General features: G+C 63.4%; 22 protein-coding genes. 10 read left to right on the plus strand and 12 right to left on the minus strand.

Translation table 11 applies throughout. From position 1 onward, the window contains the following. Nucleotides 1–255: 255 nt before the first annotated feature. Both ACYVNQ_RS35635 and ACYVNQ_RS35640 read right to left on the minus strand, forming a co-directional pair. Nucleotides 256–1695, minus strand: coding sequence for a hypothetical protein (locus ACYVNQ_RS35635; protein WP_460910098.1), 1440 nt, complete (start codon nt 1693–1695; stop codon nt 256–258). A 315-nt stretch (nt 1696–2010) separates the two neighbouring features. After that, entirely contained in the window at nt 2011–2181 is a 171-nt protein-coding gene (locus ACYVNQ_RS35640; RefSeq protein ID WP_025527884.1) for a rubredoxin, read from the minus strand. Between the two features lie 269 nt (nt 2182–2450). On the opposite strand from ACYVNQ_RS35640, the gene ACYVNQ_RS35645 reads away from it, so the two are divergent. Continuing rightward, nucleotides 2451–3311 (plus strand): hydroxymethylpyrimidine/phosphomethylpyrimidine kinase, encoded by an 861-nt coding sequence (locus ACYVNQ_RS35645; protein ID WP_460910100.1) that lies wholly within the window; start codon nt 2451–2453, stop codon nt 3309–3311. 129 nt (nt 3312–3440) lie between these two features. Here the strand turns inward: ACYVNQ_RS35645 and groL are convergent, their stop codons facing one another. The 4 genes from groL to ACYVNQ_RS35665 all read right to left on the minus strand — a co-directional run bounded on the left by groL (nt 3441) and on the right by ACYVNQ_RS35665 (nt 7538). Then, a complete protein-coding gene (gene groL / locus ACYVNQ_RS35650) occupies nt 3441–5081 on the minus strand; it encodes a chaperonin GroEL (protein ID WP_460910102.1) in 1641 nt (546 codons plus the stop codon). 42 nt (nt 5082–5123) lie between these two features. Next, the gene (gene groES / locus ACYVNQ_RS35655; RefSeq protein ID WP_460910104.1) at nt 5124–5414 is read right to left on the minus strand and encodes a co-chaperone GroES; all 291 of its coding nucleotides are present in this window, start codon (nt 5412–5414) and stop codon (nt 5124–5126) included. Between the two features lie 608 nt (nt 5415–6022). Beyond that, a complete protein-coding gene (locus ACYVNQ_RS35660) occupies nt 6023–7051 on the minus strand; it encodes a bile acid:sodium symporter family protein (protein ID WP_460910106.1) in 1029 nt (342 codons plus the stop codon). A gap of 265 nt (nt 7052–7316) precedes the next feature. Further along, nucleotides 7317–7538, minus strand: coding sequence for a hypothetical protein (locus ACYVNQ_RS35665; RefSeq protein WP_460910109.1), 222 nt, complete (start codon nt 7536–7538; stop codon nt 7317–7319). A gap of 324 nt (nt 7539–7862) precedes the next feature. On the opposite strand from ACYVNQ_RS35665, the gene ACYVNQ_RS35670 reads away from it, so the two are divergent. Beyond that, nucleotides 7863–8270: a TerB family tellurite resistance protein gene (locus ACYVNQ_RS35670; RefSeq protein ID WP_460910111.1), complete on the plus strand. Its 408-nt coding sequence runs from the start codon at nt 7863–7865 to the stop codon at nt 8268–8270. 42 nt (nt 8271–8312) lie between these two features. Here the strand turns inward: ACYVNQ_RS35670 and ACYVNQ_RS35675 are convergent, their stop codons facing one another. Next, nucleotides 8313–9194, minus strand: coding sequence for a LysR family transcriptional regulator (locus ACYVNQ_RS35675; RefSeq protein ID WP_460910113.1), 882 nt, complete (start codon nt 9192–9194; stop codon nt 8313–8315). Between the two features lie 189 nt (nt 9195–9383). On the opposite strand from ACYVNQ_RS35675, the gene ACYVNQ_RS35680 reads away from it, so the two are divergent. Together ACYVNQ_RS35680 and ACYVNQ_RS35685 are read left to right on the plus strand one after the other, a co-directional pair. Beyond that, on the plus strand, nt 9384–10208 hold the full coding sequence (locus tag ACYVNQ_RS35680) for a TerC family protein (RefSeq protein ID WP_460910115.1): 825 nt from the start codon (nt 9384–9386) through the stop codon (nt 10206–10208). Between the two features lie 128 nt (nt 10209–10336). Next, nucleotides 10337–10690, plus strand: coding sequence for a TFIIB-type zinc ribbon-containing protein (locus tag ACYVNQ_RS35685; protein ID WP_460910117.1), 354 nt, complete (start codon nt 10337–10339; stop codon nt 10688–10690). Between the two features lie 174 nt (nt 10691–10864). Here the strand turns inward: ACYVNQ_RS35685 and ACYVNQ_RS35690 are convergent, their stop codons facing one another. Beyond that, nucleotides 10865–11920: a methyltransferase gene (locus ACYVNQ_RS35690; protein WP_460910119.1), complete on the minus strand. Its 1056-nt coding sequence runs from the start codon at nt 11918–11920 to the stop codon at nt 10865–10867. Nucleotides 11921–12315: 395 nt separating this feature from the next. Here ACYVNQ_RS35690 and ACYVNQ_RS35695 point away from each other — a divergent pair, with 395 nt between their 5' ends. Both ACYVNQ_RS35695 and ACYVNQ_RS35700 read left to right on the plus strand, forming a co-directional pair. Next, on the plus strand, nt 12316–12672 hold the full coding sequence (locus ACYVNQ_RS35695) for a BON domain-containing protein (protein WP_460910121.1): 357 nt from the start codon (nt 12316–12318) through the stop codon (nt 12670–12672). A gap of 151 nt (nt 12673–12823) precedes the next feature. Next, nucleotides 12824–13720 carry an alpha/beta fold hydrolase gene (locus tag ACYVNQ_RS35700; RefSeq protein WP_460910123.1) on the plus strand — a complete coding sequence of 299 codons (897 nt, stop codon included), beginning with the start codon at nt 12824–12826 and terminating at the stop codon, nt 13718–13720. A 34-nt stretch (nt 13721–13754) separates the two neighbouring features. On the opposite strand, the gene ACYVNQ_RS35705 is transcribed toward ACYVNQ_RS35700, so the two are convergent. Both ACYVNQ_RS35705 and ACYVNQ_RS35710 read right to left on the minus strand, forming a co-directional pair. Then, nucleotides 13755–14213, minus strand: coding sequence for a GNAT family N-acetyltransferase (locus ACYVNQ_RS35705; protein WP_460910125.1), 459 nt, complete (start codon nt 14211–14213; stop codon nt 13755–13757). A gap of 41 nt (nt 14214–14254) precedes the next feature. Further along, nucleotides 14255–15148 carry a LysR substrate-binding domain-containing protein gene (locus ACYVNQ_RS35710; protein ID WP_460910127.1) on the minus strand — a complete coding sequence of 298 codons (894 nt, stop codon included), beginning with the start codon at nt 15146–15148 and terminating at the stop codon, nt 14255–14257. A 111-nt stretch (nt 15149–15259) separates the two neighbouring features. On the opposite strand from ACYVNQ_RS35710, the gene ACYVNQ_RS35715 reads away from it, so the two are divergent. Beyond that, nucleotides 15260–16024 (plus strand): sulfite exporter TauE/SafE family protein, encoded by a 765-nt coding sequence (locus ACYVNQ_RS35715; RefSeq protein ID WP_460910129.1) that lies wholly within the window; start codon nt 15260–15262, stop codon nt 16022–16024. 181 nt (nt 16025–16205) lie between these two features. Here the strand turns inward: ACYVNQ_RS35715 and ACYVNQ_RS35720 are convergent, their stop codons facing one another. Both ACYVNQ_RS35720 and ACYVNQ_RS35725 read right to left on the minus strand, forming a co-directional pair. After that, on the minus strand, nt 16206–16466 hold the full coding sequence (locus ACYVNQ_RS35720; protein WP_460910131.1) for a hypothetical protein: 261 nt from the start codon (nt 16464–16466) through the stop codon (nt 16206–16208). 166 nt (nt 16467–16632) lie between these two features. After that, a complete protein-coding gene (locus ACYVNQ_RS35725) occupies nt 16633–17502 on the minus strand; it encodes a DUF2306 domain-containing protein (protein ID WP_460910133.1) in 870 nt (289 codons plus the stop codon). A gap of 253 nt (nt 17503–17755) precedes the next feature. Between ACYVNQ_RS35725 and ACYVNQ_RS35730 the strand changes: the two genes are divergently transcribed. The 3 genes from ACYVNQ_RS35730 (at nt 17756) to ACYVNQ_RS35740 (ending at nt 20489) form a co-directional block, all read left to right on the plus strand. Next, nucleotides 17756–19102 (plus strand): TAXI family TRAP transporter solute-binding subunit, encoded by a 1347-nt coding sequence (locus ACYVNQ_RS35730; RefSeq protein WP_460910135.1) that lies wholly within the window; start codon nt 17756–17758, stop codon nt 19100–19102. A gap of 184 nt (nt 19103–19286) precedes the next feature. Continuing rightward, a complete protein-coding gene (locus ACYVNQ_RS35735) occupies nt 19287–19625 on the plus strand; it encodes a superinfection immunity protein (protein ID WP_460910137.1) in 339 nt (112 codons plus the stop codon). Nucleotides 19626–19952: 327 nt separating this feature from the next. Then, nucleotides 19953–20489 (plus strand): carboxymuconolactone decarboxylase family protein, encoded by a 537-nt coding sequence (locus tag ACYVNQ_RS35740; protein WP_460910139.1) that lies wholly within the window; start codon nt 19953–19955, stop codon nt 20487–20489. Nucleotides 20490–20572: the final 83 nt, after the last annotated feature.

Here is a 20572-nt window from a genome sequence, read left to right on the forward strand (position 1 = left end):
TGCAGACAGCGCGCATTGCGTGCGCCCCATGCCGCGCCAAGGCCGATGCGCGCACTCCACGAACCGCAGCTCACACTGCACTCTATCACGCCCTTACGGGTCGCCGACGCGCCGTCTGCGGCATGCCGCACGCTGCGTGTACGGTGTTGCTGGCGAGCCTTTTCGGGCTATGCGGTTTGTGCGTGTTGCACGCGGGTGTTGCACGTGTGTTGCACGTGTGTTGCCCGTGTGCCGCACGTGTGTTGCACGAAGGCATCACGCGGCGCTGCCGCCCTGCTCGATCGCGCGTGTCAACGCGCCCAGTGCGCTGCCCGATTGCGGCGGCGCAATGCCCGCCGCGATCTGGTGCAGCATCGCGCGCAGCGCCTGCGCGGCATGCTCGAGCGCGACCGCGGCGGGTGCTGCCACCACCACGTGCGCGCGCACAGCCGGCGTCGTTACGCCCGCATGCGCGCGCCGGCGCCACGCAAGCCCGAGCGCATCGGCCAGCAACGCCACGTGCCCGAGCCCGAGCGCATCGGCCGATGCACCGAGCCGGAATGCGGCATCCCCGGCCTGCAACGCTGCGCCGGGGTCGGCCTTTTGTGGGTTATCGGCAGCTTGCGCGTGTTCCGATAGGGCGGCGATCGATGCATCTGCGGTTTGCAGGAAATCTTCGTATGCGAACGCGTTGACCGTCACCGCGCCGAGGTCGCGGGTAGCGGCCGCAGGCGATGATGCTGCAAGCGTTTCCACCTGGGCGGCGCCCGCCTGCGCCGCGCCCGCCTCCCATAACGCTTCGGATGCCGGTGTGCCGGCTACGTGCCAGGCCACCGTCAGACCATAGTCGCGCAGTAGATCGACATGCTCGGTGTCTTCAGCCGCGGCGCCGAACAACGCGTAGTCGCGCCACAACAGCGCGAGCGCCGTGCGCACCAGCGAACGCGGCGCCAACGTGATGCCGTGCGCCTGATCGGCCAGCGCGAGGTTGCACCTTGCGAACAGGCGCCGCGCATCCGCGTCGCCGGCCAGGTAACCGCTCACGCGCAGCGCGCGGGCGCAACCCGCGGCAAGACGCCAGAAGTCGTAAGGATCGGGGCCGGTGAGCTGCGCAAAACAGCTCTCCAGTTCGTCCAGCGCGGCCGATAACACCAGCGTTGCGGCCGACATCGCGCCGCCATCGGTTTGCGCACGCAGTACCGGCAGCAGCGCACCTTCATAGCGCGCCCGCAGATGGGCAAGACGCTGCGCGGGTTGTGCGTGCAGCGTGACAGGCGGAATCGGACGGCCGGCCAGCGCGAGATCTTCGAGTGCGACGGTAAAGCCGGGCGTGTGTTGCGCGACCTGCGCCGACAGCTGGCGATAATGCGCATAGAGCGATGGCGAGCACGCCAGCTCGCGCAGGTTGCGCCGCTGCAACGCCGCTGCGAAGGCTTCGAGCGCCGCGCCGAACACCGCGCGTAACGCGCTCTGCCCAGCCTGCTGGTCGGCGGCGAGCGGTGCGGCCAGTAGCAGCGCATCGGCGAAGCGCAGCGCCGCAAGCCAGCCCGCTGCGCGTAGCGCATGCACGGCATGCAGCAACGGCAGCGCGGTGTCGTGCTGTTCGCGATAAGCAGCGATTGCATCGGCGAGCGCGCGCTCCGCTGCGCGCACTGCGCCGCCGCGGGGATTTGGTAAAGCTTCGAGAATGTTGCCGGACGCGGGTGTTGGTGTCATGGGCATGTTTGGAGGCGCTCGCAGAGGCGCTGGCAGAGGCGCTCGCGGTATCGATTGCGACATCTATCGCAGCAGCAACATCGCCGCATCGATCGCATTATCCGCTTGCGGTCATGCCGACAGACCGAACCCGGGCTGCCTCGCTGTTACGCGCGTTGCTCGGGTTCCGCTCAGGCCGCCACTCAAACCACCGTTATGACCGGCCGGTCTGCCGCATTGAATACCGACGACCTGCGCCCGGAAAACCTGCCGACGAAGCATGCAGACCACGCACGCCCACGCCCCATGCCGACGAAACCAGCCGGCAACGAGCGGTCAGATCTGGACCATCTCGAAGTCTTCCTTACGCGCGCCGCATTCAGGGCAAGTCCAGTTGATCGGGACATCTTCCCAGCGCGTACCCGGCGCGATTCCCTCTTCTGGCAAGCCGGCTTCTTCGTCGTAAATCCAGCCGCAGATCAGGCACATCCAGCTTCTATATTCCATTCTTGTTCGCGTCGAAAAGTCCGTGGAAACGGGAGCCATGATGGTACCGTGTTGCCGCCCCCATGCCTAGCGATTGAAGTGCCAGAAGCGCTGTAAAAGCAGCCATTTTGCATCGCACGTTGCACCCGGTCGGCAGCCCGGCATTTTGTCCGCCCACAAGTACGCGGCGCATGCAAAAAAATGCCCCGGCCTATGATAAAGCCGCATAATTGAGGCGGCCGCGCGACAAGCGGCCCCTCTCTGTTCTCAATTACAGTGCGCCACCTTTCATGCCCAGCGAGACTCCCCCGATCGTTCTCACTTTCGGCCTTTCCGACCCCACGGGTGGGTCCGGCCTGCAAGCCGACCTGTTGACGCTTGCCAGCATGGGCTGCCACGGCGTCACCGTGCTGACCGGCTATACGGTGCGCGATTCGGCCAACTGCGACGAAGTGACCGCCCTCGACCCGGAAGTCGTCGCGACCCAGGCGCGCATGCTGCTGGAAGACATGCCGATCGCCGCCTTCAAGGTGGGCGCCGCGACACGTGCCGAAGTGGTCAGTGCGATCGCCGAAGTCGTGGCCGACTACGACGACATCCCGCTGATTCTCGCCCCCGATTTCACACTGGACGACGAGCACGTACTCGCCGCCGACGAATTGCGCGAGACGATTGCCGACCTGCTGGCGCCGCAAACCACCTTGCTGGTCGCCGATCACGCCACCTTGCTCGCACTCGCCCAGCCGGACGGCGATGCTGAAGCGCCAACGCTGGACGCGGCGATTTCTCATCTACTGTCGCAAGGTTGCGAGTACATCCTTTCGATGGAAACCGGTACGCACCGGCTCGTCAACACGCTGTACTGCGAGGAAGGCCAGTTGCGCCAGGACCTGTGGGATCGCGGCCCGCAGCGCGTGACCGGCATGACCGACACGTTGGGCGCGGCGATCGCGGCATTGCTGGCCAACGGCCAGGAGCCAGCCGAGGCGGTGCGCGAAGCGCAGGAGTATCTGTTCCAGGCGATGCAGAACGCGTTCCGCCCTGGGATGGGCGCCTATCTGCCGGACCGCTTTTTCTGGGCACGCGACAACGACGAAGATGCCCCGCCGGCGGACGCCAAAGGCGCAGCGCCAGGCGAAGCCAGGCACTGAAGCAGCGAGCCGTCGTTCGATACGGCACCAACGCCCGCGCATAAAAAAACCCGCATCGCTGCGGGTTTTTTCTTTGAGGGGCACGCCTCGCGGCGCGCCCCTCTCATGCATTTCGACGTAAAGCCGAAATTACATGTCCATGCCCATGCCGCCCATGCCGCCCGGCATACCGCCGGCAGCCGGTGCATCTTCCTTCGGCAGTTCGCAAACAGCAGCGTCCGTCGTCAGCAGCAGGCCAGCGACCGAAGCGGCGTTTTGCAGCGCCGTACGCGTCACCTTGGTCGGGTCGACCACGCCTGCTTCGACCATGTCGACGTATTCGCCGGTCGCTGCGTTGTAGCCGTAGTTGCCCTTGCCTGCCGACACAGCAGCCACCACGACGCTGGCTTCTTCGCCACCGTTCGCGACGATCTGACGCAGCGGCTCTTCCATCGCGCGCAGCACGATCTTGATACCTGCGTCTTGATCAGCGTTGTCGCCCTTCACGCCAGCGATTGCCGCGCGAGCGCGGATCAGTGCAACGCCGCCGCCTGCCACGATGCCTTCTTCAACGGCTGCGCGCGTAGCGTGCAGTGCGTCTTCGACACGTGCCTTCTTTTCCTTCATTTCGACTTCGGTCGCAGCGCCAACCTTGATCACTGCCACGCCGCCGGCCAGCTTGGCCACGCGTTCTTGCAGCTTTTCACGGTCGTAATCGGACGTTGCTTCGTCGATCTGCGTGCGCACTTGCTTCACGCGCGCTTCGATGCTTGCTGCTTCGCCAGCGCCGTCGATGATCGTGGTGTTTTCCTTACCCACTTCGATGCGCTTTGCTTGACCCAGCTCAGCCAGCGTTGCCTTTTCGAGCGACAGGCCGGTTTCTTCTGCGATCACCTGGCCGCCGGTCAGGATCGCGATGTCTTCCAGCATCGCCTTGCGACGGTCGCCGAAGCCCGGAGCCTTCACAGCAACCGTCTTCAGGATGCCGCGGATGTTGTTGACCACCAGCGTAGCCAGCGCTTCGCCTTCGACGTCTTCAGCGATGATCAGCAGCGGACGGCCAGCCTTGGCGACTTGCTCGAGTACCGGCAGCAGATCGCGGATGTTCGAAACCTTCTTGTCGTGCAGCAGCACGAACGGGTTTTCGAGCACGGCAACTTGCTTGTCCGGGTTGTTGATGAAGTACGGCGACAGGTAGCCGCGGTCGAACTGCATACCTTCAACCACGTCCAGCTCGTCTTGCAGCGACTTGCCGTCTTCGACGGTGATCACGCCTTCCTTGCCGACCTTGTCCATCGCTTCAGCGATACGATCGCCGATCGACGAATCGCTGTTCGCCGAAATCGCGCCAACCTGAGCGATTTCCTTGTTGGTCGTGCACGGCTTGCTGATCTTGCGCAGTTCTTCGATTGCGGCAGCCACGGCCTTGTCGATACCGCGCTTCAGGTCCATCGGGTTCATGCCCGATGCGACGTACTTCATGCCTTCGCGAACGATCGACTGAGCCAGCACGGTTGCCGTCGTCGTGCCGTCGCCGGCGTTGTCGCTGGTCTTGGAAGCGACTTCCTTGACCATTTGTGCGCCCATGTTCTGGAGCTTGTCTTTCAGCTCGATTTCCTTCGCGACCGAGACACCGTCTTTGGTGATCGTCGGGCCGCCGAAGCTGCGCTCGAGCACCACGTTACGACCCTTCGGGCCCAGCGTGACTTTGACTGCATTGGCGAGAATGTTCACGCCTTCGACCATCTTGGAACGTGCGGAATCGCCGAACACGACGTCTTTAGCTGCCATCTTCTAACTCCTTGAATTCTCTTGAATGAACTGGACGCGAACTTACTTGTTCACCACAGCCATGATGTCTTCTTCACGCATTACCAGCAGTTCCTGACCATCCACCTTGACGGATTGGCCAGCGTACTTGCCGAACAGCACGCGGTCGCCGACCTTCACGTCGAGCGCGATCTGGCTGCCTTTGTCGTCGCGCTTACCCGGGCCGACTGCGAGGATTTCGCCTTGATCCGGCTTTTCCGCTGCGGCTTCGGGGATCACGATGCCCGAAGCGGTCTTGGTTTCCTGATCCAGACGCTTGACGATCACGCGATCATGCAAAGGACGAAGGTTCATACATACTCCTCTCTTGAATTGAGACTGAAGAACGCTGAGGAAAACCCAACCGGCGAACCCGGCCAGGCAAATTTGTTAGCACTCGCGTGCGGTGAGTGCTAATTATATGGAGGGGCAGTGACAAATTCAAGAAGCGTCGTCAGGGTTGACTGACGGCTGGGGGCGTACAAGCTTGGACTTTGCGCGCTTTAGCCTGAGCCTCGCGGTTGCGGTCAAGGCCTGCAGAAAAGCGGCTTTTCTTAACAAAAACATCGACTTAATATCGGCCCGAGGGCACGTGGCGGCACTGCGCCGACGAGCCCGCCAATCTACTCACTGCTACGCCGGGCCGGCCGCTACGTCGCGAGGCACCCAGGAAAAACCCTGACCGGCGCCAAGCTTACGGATACCCTACCACCATGAATTCCCGGAAGGGCTGTAGTGGTCCATCCAGTCGTACTGGCCGCGATCGTCGGGCCACGCCCAACGCCGCGAACCGGTGCTATCCGCTGTTTCACCTGCAACGGGCCGTGGTACGGCCGGGGTTGCCGACGAATCGCTTTCGATACCGTCTTTAAAACTTGAACCGTCTTTCATCATAAAACTCCGGACACTTGATATTTGCCGCTCTACGAGGCGATATCGCGGGACAACTTTGGCGGCACTCGATCTCCGCGACCTTGCACCTGGTCGTCGCTTGCACGTTGCCCCCAGCGCTGGGCAAGAACTGAACAGGTCATCAGCTGAATCTGGTGGAACAACATGACGGGCAGCACAATCAGGCCGGCATGAGAACCGAAGAATATTTTCGCCATCGATATACCGGCCGCCATGCTCTTCTTGGATCCGCAAAAGATAATCGTGGTGCGGTCCGCATCGGAAAATCCCAACAGCTTGCTGGCGTATGTCGTTATCAAAAGCGCCATGGCCAGCAATATCGCGTCGATCAGGATGACGCTGGCGAGCGACCGGACCGACAGCATGTGCCACAGGCCCCCGTTGACAGCCTCGCTGAACGCCACATAGACAATCAATACGATCGAGCCCTGATCGACAAACTGAAGGAGCCGCTTGCGCGCGTCTATCCATTTGCCGATAGAGCCGCGCAGCAATTGCCCAAGGGCAAATGGCACGAACAGCTGGAGTGTGATGTCGCCTATCACGTGCAGTGACGAGCCGCCATTTTTTGCCTGACTGCTCACAACCAGACTCACCAGCGCAGGGGTAACGAAGATCCCAAGCAAACTGGATGCGGAAGCACTGCAAACCGCTGCCGGGACATTTCCCTTCGCCATCGACGTGAACGCAATGGAAGATTGCACCGTTGAAGGCAAGGTACAGAGAAATAGCACACCCAGATATAACCAGGGCTGTACCAGTCCTCCGAGAATGGGGTGCAGCGCCACGCCAAGGAGCGGGAAAAGTACAAACGTGCTGCAAAAGACGGCAGCATGAAGCTTCCAGTTGGTGGCGCCGGCGACTATTGCTTCCCGCGAAAGCTTTGCACCGTGCAGAAAGAACAGCAACGCAATCGCCGCATCCGTCACGCCATTAAACACAACTGCCGCCGAACCGCGGCACGGAATAAGCGTAGCGATGACAACCGTACACACGAGGGCCAGCGTGAACTTGTCTGGAAGCAGTTTGCGGAGCGCCATTTCTTGTCCTTGACGAAGAGTTGTTGTCCATCACGCCGCCCCACACTGACGTCACCCTTGAGATCATCTGGCCGGCACGAAAACAGGGTACGGCCGGTTTGACGTTCAATCAATTAACCCGGCCAGCGAACCATTACACCGGGTGTCGTGGCGAGGCGAGGATCGAACCAATGACGGAAGGTGCGCAGGACGAGGGGAAACCGGACGCAAGAGGTACGCGGCAATGCGGCGGACGGATTGCCGTCCTCCGTGCGCGCCCATCCAGCTATCTGAAGTGATTGCGAAACGTCACCGCCGCAATGACCGCCACGCAAGGCAGCAGCAGCAACGCGCCCCACGGCAAATCGTTACGCTCGATCACGACGAACCAGTACATCCAGGCTGCGCCGAGTGCGAGCACGCCGAGGCCGATCACCCAGGTCAGCGCATAGAGAACAGCGGGCGATGGCCTTTTGGCCGATTTATTTTTTCCCGGTGTGGTGGGCATCGTAATTTCTGTGTTGAGGCGTGAATACGGGAGACCAAGAGGGCAAAGCATTGGGCAACTGCAGCGCAGCCAGACTGAAACCGTGCGTACGTCTTGTCGACGGCCAACGCCTGCGCGGCGCCCGCCCCATGGGCTCGCAATCCACCAAGATTACCCGAAGACCCCCCACCCCGCCATTTCTCTCTTCCACCGAATCGCGCCCGTCGCCAGCTTCGGTTTTTACGAACCGGCGCTGCGTTGTTTACAGATTTATTCGATCTGCCGACACCCCGACACTAGAGCCTCCCAACCACCGCGGAACTGATCCGCTCAAGGAGCCGCACCATGCGCACCTATCCTCGCAACAGCCCTGAAGCCGCTGCCCGCATCGTCGCCCTGGCGCTGACCGCCGACGGCCACGTGTGCAGTTCGGAAGATCGCGCGCTCGACCGGCTCAACGTCTCGCGCGAGCTTGGGCTGGCGCCGGGCGACTTCCCGCGCATCGTCCAGACGTTGTGCGAAGACCGGTCGCTCGCACCGGCGTCGACATGGATCGATGCGTTCGGCGACATCGAACCCGACACACTCGCCACACTGATGAACGAAGTGGACGACCCCGCACTGCGCCGCAAGGTGCTGCGTCTATGCGTGGCGGTCGCGGTAGCCGACGACTATCTGGCGGACGGCGAAATCGCGCTGCTGGCCGCGCTGCTCGAAGCGTGGCGCCCGCACCGCACGGCGATCGCGATGTGAAGCAGTGAAACGCACGCGGCGGCCCGCACCCGCAAGCTCCGCTCAGCCGCGCGCGGCCGCCAGCACCCGCAACGCCAGCGGATGATGCTGGCCGCGCCGCGAGCGGATCGCATGAATCTCTTCCAGCACCCCTTGCGCGCGACCGAGCCAGCGCAGGCCGCGCAGCAGCGACAGATCCTCGGCGCCGAGCTCGGCCAGCGGAAACACTCCCAGCCCGCGCGCGGCAAACACCGCCAGCAACGCGCTGTCCTCAAACTCGCCGACAATGCGCGGCCGGATGCCCTGCGCATCGAACCAGCGATCAAGACGCGCGCGCAGCGCACCATGTCCCGTCGGCAGCAGCACCGGCAAATCCGCCAGGCAATGTGGAAAGTGTTCCTTGGCCGTCTTGCGCACCAGCGCAGCGGGTCCATACCAGTCCACCGGCGACTCCACCAGCCGCTCGCTGGAAAGCCGCAGATCGGTGTTATGCGCCGCCGGCTGGCACGCGAGCACCAGGTCCAGCCGATGCAGCGCCAGTTCCGACAGCAGCTCGCCGTATTCGCCTTCGTGGCATAGCAGCCGCAGCGATGGCGTGTCGAGCACCGGTGCGAGCAGCGCGTGCGCCGCGAGCTTCGAGATGCCGTCAGACAAACCCACCGCGAGCCGCGCGACCGGCTCATTCATCGACTCGCGTACGTCATCGAGCAGTGCCTCGCCGAGATGAAAGATCTGCTCGGCGCGCGCAAACGCGGCCTGGCCCGCCTCGGTCATCGCGACGCCGCGTCCGGACGGCTTCAGCAACTGGCGCCCGAGCGCCTTCTCGAGCTCGCGCACCTGTGCGCTGATGGTCTGCACCGCCATCTCGAGGCGCTCTGCCGCACGGGCAAAGCCACCCTCTTTGACGACGATCCAGAAGTAGTACAGATGGCGAAAGTTCAGCATGCTTTCCTCGCTTCATAAGCTGCGGCGAAACGATCGTTCGACAATCGCTTCCGCTTCTTCAGATGGTGCTTCGAAAAAACCGAAGTAACACTGCGATTATGTCTGATTTGTCCGAAGCGCCAACAGGCCGAAGATGGCGGCTATCGCGCACCGTTCGCGCCCTGTCAACTCATCGATATCCGCACACACATGGACTATCTGCTCGCTCTGGCTGCCGACCCCGCGGTATGGGCAGCCCTTCTCACGCTCGTCGTGATGGAGATCGTGCTCGGCATCGACAACCTGATCTTTATCTCGATCCTCAGCAACAAGCTGCCGCCCGAGAAGCGGGCCCGCACGCAGCGCATCGGCATTCTGTGCGCACTGGTGCTGCGGCTTGCGCTGCTCGGCACGGTTGCATGGATCGCGCGTCTCACCGCGCCTGCGTTCGAACTGTTCGGCCATGCGTTTTCGTGGCGCGACGTGATCCTGCTGGGCGGCGGCCTGTTCCTCGTCTGGAAGGCAACCCACGAAATTCACCAGCACGTCGCGCACGACGATAGCGCGCCCGGCACCACGGCCACTGCGGCCGGCACACTGACCGCGTGGGCCGCGGTCAGCCAGATCCTGCTGCTCGACCTGGTGTTTTCGGTGGACAGCATCATCACCGCGGTCGGCATGACCGAACACGTGCCGATCATGTTTATCGCCGTGATCGCCGCGGTCACTGCGATGTTGTTCGCTGCCCGGCCGCTCGCTGCGTTCATCGATCGCAACCCGACCATCGTGATGCTCGCGCTGAGCTTCCTCGTGGTGATCGGCATGTCGCTGATCGCGGAGGGCTTCGGCACTCACGTCCCTAAAGGCTACATCTACGCGGCGATGACGTTCTCCGCTTTCGTCGAAGGAATGAACATGCTGGCGCGGCGCGCGAGGCTGCGGCGCACGGCACGTGCATCAGAAGCCCCTGAGATTCGCAAGGATAGCGCCGGCAGCGCACCAGAAAACGTCGCCCGCTATGAAACGCAGCGCTGATGCGCGCTCCCGACAGCTTCGGTTTTTACGAACCAGCCCATCGATGAATCCCGGTGTTTCCGCTGCGCACCGGACCGTAGATTGAACGGTATCGCAACTGCAGCGGATGTCCCGCCAAGGAGCAAGAAATGAAGTGTCCCGTTTGCAAAACGCCCGACCTGCTGATGACCGAGCGCCAGTCGATCGAGATCGACTATTGTCCGACCTGCCGCGGCGTGTGGCTCGATCGCGGCGAACTGGACAAGCTGATCGCACAAGTGGGCGATACCCCGGAAACGTTGGCTAACGCACGCTCGCGAGACGACGGCACGCACTATGCTCAGTCACAAGCGGGGCGCCATCATGAAGACCGGCGCGAAGACCGACGAGACGAACGCCGCGAACATGACTATGCGCGCGACCGCTCGCATGACGGTTATCGCAATGAGCACGGCCGCTACCGCAAGAAACGCTCGCTGTTCGACATGTTCGATTTCGACTGAAGTTCGCAACCGGCATCGCGTGCCGGCTGCCAATCTTAAAGCCCTCGAGCTCTAGCCGCCAGGCCCTTGGATCTGGCTAGAGCTTTTTTCCGGCCGGCGTGAGCCGGCCTCTTTTTTGTCTGCTCAATTTGCAAGTTGCGCGCGCAACGTCGCAACTTCAGCCGTTACAGCGTGTCATGCGGCGCGCGCCTCGATGATGAAGAACGGCGTCGCGGTTCGAGTCACGCTCGCCAGACGGAAGCCCGCCGCGGCAAACAACACGTTGAACTCGCCCAGACTGCGCTCCTTGCCGCCGAGCATCACCAGCATGTCGAGGTCCATCAACGGCGCAGGTCCCGGCTTGCCGATTTCATCGAGCAACTGCTCGGCCACCACGAGACGCCCGTCCGCCTGCAGCGCGCGCCGGCAATTCTTCAGGATCTCGATACACGCCGCGTCGTCCCAGTCGTGCAGGATCAGCTTGAGCAGCAACAGGTCGCCCGGCGGAACCGGTGTATCGAAGAAGCTGCCCTGCACCACCGAAAAACGCTGCGACAGATCGAGTTGCCGGGCCGCTTCGGCCGCACCCGGCACGATATGCGGCAGATCGAAAACCACGCCCGCAAGCGCAGGGTTCTGCTGCATCAGCGTATGCACCAGCGTGCCGTTCGCACCGCCCACGTCGACTGCGGTCGCCACCGTGCGCGTATCGATCAGTCGCGCCGCGGCCTGGTTGAATGCCCACGAACTGCTCTTCATCGTTTGCTCGAATGCAGCCGTTTCGCGCGGCGATTTCGCCATGTGTTCCCATGCGCTGCAGCCGAGGGCGGACTCCGCCTGCGGCTGGCCGGTCGCAATCGCATCGCACAGTTGCCCCCACGGCAGCCAGTGGCCCGGTCCACACAGCAGTTCGGCGGCGCCGCGCAGCGAATGCGGATGATCCTTGTGCAACGTGTCGAGCAGCGGCGTCGCCGCGAATTTGCCGTGGCCGTCGTAACTCAAGAGTCCGATCGATGCACACACGCGTAGCAGCCGGAAGGTTGCGCCGGCGTCGATCGCTTCAGCCTCCGCTATTTCGGCTGACGTCGCGCGTCCGTCACGCAGATGCTCGGCGAGCGAATAGCGCGCCGCCGCGTGCACAATCTGGGAAATCTCGAAGCCGATGATCATCTGATACATGCGCGTGAGATCGTCAGCGGAACCGAACATCGACGGCTCTGCTGCGGTTTGCGGCTGCTGTGTTTCGGGCATGAAGATGCGTCCTCTGTCGTTGAGCCTCGTCGGGCCGGCAGCTGGAATGCGGCCGGTTCGGGCCTGCGCCCGTCGCGATCGACAGCGATGGGGCATCGACGACGCAGTGCGCACGCCGTCAGCGCATAGAACAGCCCACCGGGCCGCGATATTCCGGAGCGCCCGTCAAGCGAATCCGGACACACAGTTCGCAATGTTCACGCCGGTCGTGCGATTCCGAAACTTCAGTGCTCGCGCAAAAGCCAATGAAAATGGCGACAGACAGAATGCGGCAAGCCAAAAACACGCACCGGCGCTGCGTGAACATCGCCGGCACCCTGCAGATACAGTTCGGCGCCCGGCGGAGGCGCGACCACCCAACCAACACGCGCCATTTCAATAAAGAGGAGTCGATTGTGAAATTTCCGGTCCAACGCCTGTTCGCATTCCGCTCGCTGGCCGTATGCGCAGCGTTAGCCGCATCGGCTGTCAGCGTCACGACGTTCGCACAAACCACGCAACCGACGGAACACGCGACGCGTGCAAGCATCCGTAAGGCAAACCATCGTCTCGAACACGACGTGCGGGTCGCGCTGAATCACGCGAAGATCGAAACCGCCGACGTGCGGATCGTCGCGCGTACCGGCAAGGTCACGCTGGACGGTACGGTGCCGGACAACAGCATGGTGCAAACGGCAGGCACGACGGCCGGTACGGTGGCCGGTGTGACGTCGGTGCAGAACCAGCTGACGATGCGCGAAAAAGGACATTGATGCGGCACTGATAGAGCGCAGCCTGCGGGCTGCGCTCTACTTTTCGCAAACATAAACAGAACGGTCAAACATTAAACTTGCACGCCATCGCGCAGACTGCCCCGCACGCCGCTAGAATCGGCCGCTCTGTCACCCTGATTCAGGAAGTTGTATGCGCGCGAAACTCAACGGCACCGAGATCTTCTTCGACGTCGACGGCACAGGTCTGCAGTCCGCCGAAGGAAAACTGGTGGACAAGCCCGTTATCTTCGCACTGCATGGCGGTCTCGGCTTCGACCACGGCTATCTGCGCCAGGGTCTCGGGCCGCTGCGCGAGCACGCGCAAATCGTCTACGTCGACTTGCGCGGCCAGGGGCGCTCCGGGCGCCCTGACCTGAGCACCTGCAGCCTCGAACAGATGGCCGACGACGTCGCTGCGCTGTGCGAGTCGCTCGGCATCGAGCGCGCGTTTATGTTCGGCCATTCGGCGGGCGGCTTCGTTGCGATGCACGCAGCGCTGCGTCATCCGCAGCGTGTGGCAGGCTTGATTCTCTGCGGCTCGTCGCCCACCGTGCGCCCGCTGCCGGACGACGAGGGCGAGCCCGCACCATCCCTCGCATCGCGCGCCAGCGCCGACGAACTCGCGCACGCGGCACGCGTTTTCGGCGGCGACGTGACGGCAGAAAGCGTGAGCGCGTTCTTCGATGTAGTCGGTCCGTACTATCTCGCGCCGCCGCATATGCACCTGTTCAAGCCGGTGCTCGAAGCGTCGACGATCACCATCGAAATGATGCAGCACTTCATGCATGCGATCGCACCGGGTTACGACTTGCAGCCATCGCTCGCGCAGATCGCGGCGCCGACCCTCGTGATGGTCGGCCGCTACGACTGGGTCTGTCCGCCGCGGGCCAGCCGCGCAATCGCGCGCGGCATACCCGGGGCGCAACTCGTCGAGTTCAGCGAGTCGGGGCATATGGTGTTCGTTGAACAACCCGCGAAGTTCATCGATGCCGTGACGGCTTTTGTCGCTGCACATCCGGCGAACGAAGGCCACGCGATTAGCGGCTGATATGCGCTTGCGCTGAAGCCGAAGGCGGACGCCCTCAGCCCTCGATCGCCTTCGCCATTTCCGTCGTGCCCTTCCAGCCAAGTCCTGCATAGAGGCTACGCGCGGCCTCGGTCGCATGCAGGATCGCGAACTGCGCGCCGCGCCGTGCAAACTCCGCTTCCGCGAGCTTCATCAGTTGCGCGGCGCGGCCCTGCTTTCTGAACGCAGGCTCCACGTAAACATTCAGCACGTAGCCGCGCTTATCCGTGTGCGGATGCGCCGGATGGGGCGGCCAGTCGATCAGCATCAGCCCGATGCCCGCCACCGCACGTCCGTCCTCCGACACCACATACCCGAAGTACGAGCCATCGTGAAGCCGCGGCTGCAGCCAGCGGCGGAAATGCGCGGTCATCGTGTGCAGCACGTCATCGGCGCTGCCGGCCTCGCGGAACATCTGCTCGCGATGCCGGCACACCAGTTCGAGATCGCCTTGATCCAGCGCGCGAATGTCCATTCGATCCGACTCCTGATAAATATCCGCCACGCGCCACGCGCTCAGGTTGCCGATGCATCCTTGCCGAGCAACTGCGCCGCCAGCAGTTGCGCATGCGGCGCCAGCGCGGCGAAATCGCGCGCGCACAGATGCAGCCGCCGCGCGGCCCACGGTTCGGCAAGCGGCACGATCACCAGCCCCGGCCGGCGCAGCATGTCGGTATAGGCGTGCGACAGGATCGCGATGCCGACGCCCGCCTCCACCATCGCCGCGACATGCTCGATGCCGCGCATGTGAATCCGGTAATGCAGCTGGCGGCCGAGCCGCGACGCGCGTTCGGCCAGATGGGTTTCCAGCGCGGCATCCGCCAGCCCGACGAAATCCTCGTCGAGAATCTCCGCGAACGCCACTGAAGCCGCCGCGCCGACCCGATGCGCGCGGCTTGCGACGACCACCAGCTGGTCTTGCGCAATCGGATGCGTCTGCAACGAAGCGAGATCGGCGATATCGGCAATCACGCCGAGGTCCGCGCGTCCTTCGGCGAGCGCGGGCACCATCTCGGCGCTGCTGCGCTCATCCAGATCGATCGACAGATCGGGGTAGCGGGTCAGAAAGCGCAGCAAATGCGGCGGCAAAAACGTCGCCAGCGCAGCCGTATTCGACAGCAGCCGGATGCGGCCTTTGAGGCCGCTGCCGTAGGTGCGCAGTTCGCCGCGCATCTGTTCGACCTGCTCGAGAATCGCGCGCGCATGCCGCACCAGTGCTTCGCCGGCCGGCGTTGCCTGCACGCCGCGGCGGGTGCGTTCGAGTAGCGGCGCACCGAGTGCCGCTTCCATGCCGGCAATCCGCTCGCTGACCGACGCCAGCGCCAGATGCATCGCCTGCGCGCCTTGCGTGAGACTGCCGCGCTCGACCACCGTCAGAAACAGCCGCATATCGGTCAGATCGAAACGCATGCGTCAGGTCTCCTCGCTGTGCTGGGTGTGCCGGGGGGCTTCGGTTTTGCCGAAGTCTAGCATTGGAATTGCCCGATTGTGACGGCTGGCGCTCGCCGTTAGCATCCGCTCATGCATCCACTCATTCTGGTTTCCGGCGCGGGACTGGTGGCTGGCGCGATGAACGCGCTGGCCGGCGGCGGCTCGTTCGTCAGCCTGCCGGCGCTGATCGCTGCCGGCGTCGCGCCGGTTCAGGCGAACGCGTCGAGCACCGTCGCCTTGTTTCCGGGCGGCGTGGCCAGCGCATGGGCTTACCGCGATGGGCTCGGGCCGGTCGGCTCGGTCGACCTGCGCCCGCTGCTGATCGCGACACTGCTGGGCGGCTTCGCCGGTGCCGTGCTGCTGCTTTGTTGTTCGTCGGCGGTCTTTTCGTTTGCACTGCCATGGCTGCTGCTGATCGCGAGCCTCGCGCTCGCGTTCGGCCGGCGGCTCGGCGAAATACTGCGCAGCCGCTGGCAAATCCGGCCACGCGCGGTACTTGCCGTACAGTTCGCGCTCGGCATATACGGCGGCTATTTCGGCGGCGCCGTAGGGATCATGATGATTGCCGCGTGGGGCTTGCTCGACAAGCGCGACCTGAAAAGCCTGAACGCGCCGCGCACGCTGCTTGTCAGTGCGGCGAACGCGATCGCAGTGCTGACCTTCGTCGTCGCGCAAGCGGTGCAATGGCAGCAGACGCTGGCGATGCTGGTCGCCGCGATCGCCGGCGGCTACGGCGGCGCGCAGATCGGCCGGCGTGCGCCGGCGGGCGTGATTCGCGCGGCCACGTTAGTGCTGACGTTCTGTATCACGCTGGTGTTTTTCGTACGCACTTACGCGCCCGCGCTGCTGCACTGAGCCGCGATGCGCCGAGTGCTTTTGATTCTTTATGCTGCGAGGTTCCCATGTTCTGCGCCCTGCTCGCGACTATCGGTTCACTGGCCATTCTCGCCAGCGTCACCACCCAGGTTTCGCTGCATCTAAAGCATCCGCACCGGTGACGAGCGGCGCGCGCGGCACGGCGCCTGCCATCACGCGATCAGTCGACGTCGGGGCCATCCAGTGACTTGCGCTCGCGCCGTTCTTCGTTGCCGCGGCGCGCGCGCTTACGCTGCTGCGACAGCCGCGTGATGATTTCGCCGGTGGTCGCGCCCGCGGGAATTTCGTTGCGGATCACCTTGGGCACCATCGGCAGGCCCTGGCGTTGCCGGCGCAGTGCTCTCGCGATAGCCGTGCGACATTCTGGGCCGTGGCAATCCCATTCGTCACGCATCTTGTCGCAGTAACGGCACTTTTCCATACGCAAAGTCTACCCGCAAATGCGCGACGGCCGCTGGCGCTCCGCTGCCTGCATGCGGGATATCCGGGCGACTCCCTTCGTCGTACTCTGCGACCACGACTCGCACCGGCGTGCTCCATGCACGCTCAATCTATTCTTATCACCGGTGTCGACGATCGCAGCATCGTTACCCGGTGAAGCGCGCAACGATGTGCGGCCACCAGTACGACTGCGCGAACAGATAGGTCACGACAGCCGTCACCAGCGTCGTCAGGCCCAGCGCGAGCACGGCCACCACGCCGCCGGCCCGGCTGAGCGGCCGCACGGCCTGTCTGCGGATCAACGCTTCCGCAACAATCAGGTTCGGCACGTAGAAAAAGAACGACATCACGACGTCGAACGGCCCCTGGAACGAATGCAGGTGACCCGGGCCATGCACGGCCTTGAGCCAGACGCCGTAGTCCATCCGGTACAGCCACGAGCCGATCGCCAGCGCGAACAGGCGGATCGCCCATGCGCGATGGCGCACGATGCGATGCGCGCGCGCATGGCGCACGGTTTCGACTGAGGCCACGATCATCAACACGCCGTATATCGAGAACCCGACCGTCATCGGCATCCCGCCGACCGTGCCGCTGCGCGCGATATAGGTAAGGCCCCCGATACCGGCAAGCAACGCGGCGGCCGCATAGAACCGGCCGCCCCAACGATGCGCGCCGCTCGCGCCGGCCTCGCGCGCCGTGAAAAACTGGATCGGCCCCAGCAGCAACAACGCCGCGCCAGCGGCCATATGCAGCCCCATCATGCCGGTCGCGACGCCCATCCCGGGCCCGTACAGACGCGGCAACACCGCGTTCCAGTCGTTCATCGAATCGACCACGAGCGCGCCGCAATAAAAGACCGCAATATAGACGGCGAAAAACGCCGCGCTGACCCAGCAGACCACCGCCAATGCCGTACGCATGCGCTGCACGCCGCGATGGCGCGGGCCGGCCGGCAACGCCGCATCGGGCGCGCGCCGCGCGGCCATTAAATGATCTGGTCGAATATCGGACATGTCGGATACCATGCGAGGACAAGGGCGCGCCAGTCTACCGCGTCGGTTTTCAAGCTGCATTAAAGCTGCCACGACACATCGGACGCCGCACGCGGCCGCAATAAAAACCACCTCATTAAAACGGTGATAGCGACATGAACGAGCCGCACACGCCGACCGTCATGCGCGTGCTTCGGGGTTGCCGCGGCGCGCATCGCGCGCACGCACACGGCACACGGCGCGCGCCTGCGGCCCGCAGCCGCAAGGCCTGACGATGGCTAAACGCGATCCGATCCTGCACCGCATCCAGCCGGTGGCCATGACGCCGGCGCGGCGCCGGCTGATCATCGGTGGCATCGTGCTGGCCTTTGCCGTGCTGGCGTGGGCCATCTACATCATCATTGAACCGGCGCTGCATAACCGCATCGTGATCACGACCGGCGCGGACCAGGGCATCTACCGCGGCTTCGCCGACCGCTACGCACCGCTGCTGAAACGCCAGGGCGTGACGCTCGACATTCACGCGTCGTCGGGGTCGGTGGAAAACTACCAGCGCCTCACCGATCCGAACTCGCCCTACGAAGTCGGCTTTATCCAGTCGGGCACGACGAGCCCGAAGGATACCGACAACCTGCAGACCATCGCCGCGGTTTCATACGAACCGATCTGGGTGTTCTACCGCGGCGGCCAGACCATCGACCAGTTGACGCAATTGCGCGGCAAGCGCATTGCGATCGGCGTACCGGGCAGCGGCTTGCAGAACGTTGCGCTGGTGTTGCTGAGCTACAGCGGCATGACACGCGACAACACGCAGCTCGTCGAGATGGATGCCAACGACGCCTACCGTGCGCTCGAGAGCCGCCAGCTCGACGCCGCATTCTTCATCGGCCGGCCCGATGCGCCGATGCAGCAAACCCTGCTGAACAGCGACCTGAAGCTGATGAGCTTCGCGCAAGCCGACGCGCTCGCGCAGAAATTCCCGTCGCTGTCGAAGATCGTGTACCCGCGCGGCTCCACCAGCATCATCAAGGACCTACCGCCGGCGGACATCACGCTGCTGGCCGCCACCGCGCTGCTGGTCGCGAAAGATTCGCTGCATCCTGCGCTGATCTATGTGCTGCTGGCGGCGGCCAAAGCCGTGCATGGCGGCGAAGATTACTTCACGCCGCTTGGCTCATTTCCGAACCTGAAGACCGCCGAATTCCCGCTGTCGGACGAAAGCGAGCGGTATTTCAAATCCGGGCCGCCGTTTCTGCAGCGCTATCTGCCGTTCTGGCTGGCCAGCTTCATCGAGCGGCGCCTGCTGATTCTCGTACCGTTTCTCGCCGTGCTGGCAGGCCTGCTGCAGGCGCTGCCGCGCATGCTGGAAAGCCGCATCAAAAAGCGGCTGATCGTCTGGTACCGCGAACTGAAGTCGCTCGAGGACGAGATCTGGCAGACCCCGAAACCAGACGCGGAACAGCTGGCGCAATGGAACGAAGAGATCGACACCATCGATGCGCACGCGAACCGGATCCCGATGCCGCAACGCTACTTCCAGGATGTATATGCACTGAAACAGGCGATCGGCGTGGTGCGCGAACGCATCGCCTATCTGACGCGCGGTAACGGTGCGTCGTAAGCAATCGGCTTCACCCGCTCGCGTTACTGCGCCCACCCGCATGATTATTCGCAAAACCGCGACAGTGATTTGCGCGCAAACGCTTACGCTCAAGACTCGAACTGGCCTACATTGGCGGCTAACGTATTTGCACATTGCGGTAGCGCAATCGGCAATTGTTTCGAACGATCTCTGAGGTAATGCAATGACCCAATATGTCCAGGCGCTCGTTGTGGTGGGCGCATTAATACTGTACCTGGTGCCTTCGCTGGAAGCAGACGCACGCGAACATGACAATGCGCTTTCAATCACGGTCCTCAATGTGCTGCTGGGCTGGACGGTGATCGGCTGGATCGCGGCGTGGCAGGCAGCGCGCTCGCCGGCCAGTGCGGCACGGCTCGCACATGTAGCACGCAGGGCACGGCTGGCGGTTGCGCGTGCCACCGTCGACCGGATCGTCCGGCACTCGCGTCATTGCGCACCGTTCGCGCAGCACGCCAGCATCCCACAACGGGCATCGCGTGCGGTTTGCTCGAAGTTGTAAAGCTCCACTGCGCCAGATAGCACACAGGTTTCAAAGGCAAAGAGCCAGCAGGATTTCCTGCTGGCTCTTTCTGCGTTTACCGCGCGGCAATGCCACGGCCACTGCGTCCTTCGATGCAGACCAGCCCCGATTTCCGACTCCCGCTCCGAGCTGCAACGACGGCGCGACACACAATGGACACACAAGCGGACACACAAGCGGACACGCAACTGAATCCTCAACGGCGCATGAGCCGAATGAGCAATTCCTCGAGCTTTTCGAGCGTTAAAACTTCGGACTCCGCGTCTTACAGTGGCGGCTCCTCAACACCATTCAAGGAGCCACACGATGAGCCGTATCGCTATCCCCGACATCGCCAGCGCAACCGGCGCGACTGCCGAAGTCTATGCCCAGGTCAAGAAAGCCATCGGCGGTCTGCCGAATCTGTTCGCCGCGGTCGGCGCGCTGTCGCCTGACGCATTGAAGGCCGTGCTGAACGGTGAAAGCGTGCTCGCAGCGAGCACACTGTCGAAGCAGGACGTGGAAACGATCAAGCTGCTTGTCAGCGAGCTGACGGGTTGCGACTACTGTGTCGCCGCACACGTGATGATCGGCAAGATGACGGGCCTCGCACCCGCGACCCTCAAGCAGATCCGCGCGGGCCAGCCGACCGGCGATGCAAAGCGCGATGCGCTGGTGCGCTTCGTGAAGACCCTGCAGCAAACCAGCGGCACGATCAGCGCCGACGAATTCGCGGCGATCAAGGTAGCCGGCTACACCGATGTGCAACTGGTGGACATCACGCTGGCGATCTCGCTGACGATCTTCACGAACACCTTCAACCGCATCAACGATACGGTGCTGGACATGCCCGCAGCCGATTGAGCGACGCGGCCGCTCGCCGCGATCATGAGCATGTACATGAACATGAACGTGAGCGGCTCAACGGCATCGCATGCCTGGCCCAG

The organism is Paraburkholderia jirisanensis (assembly GCF_054782355.1).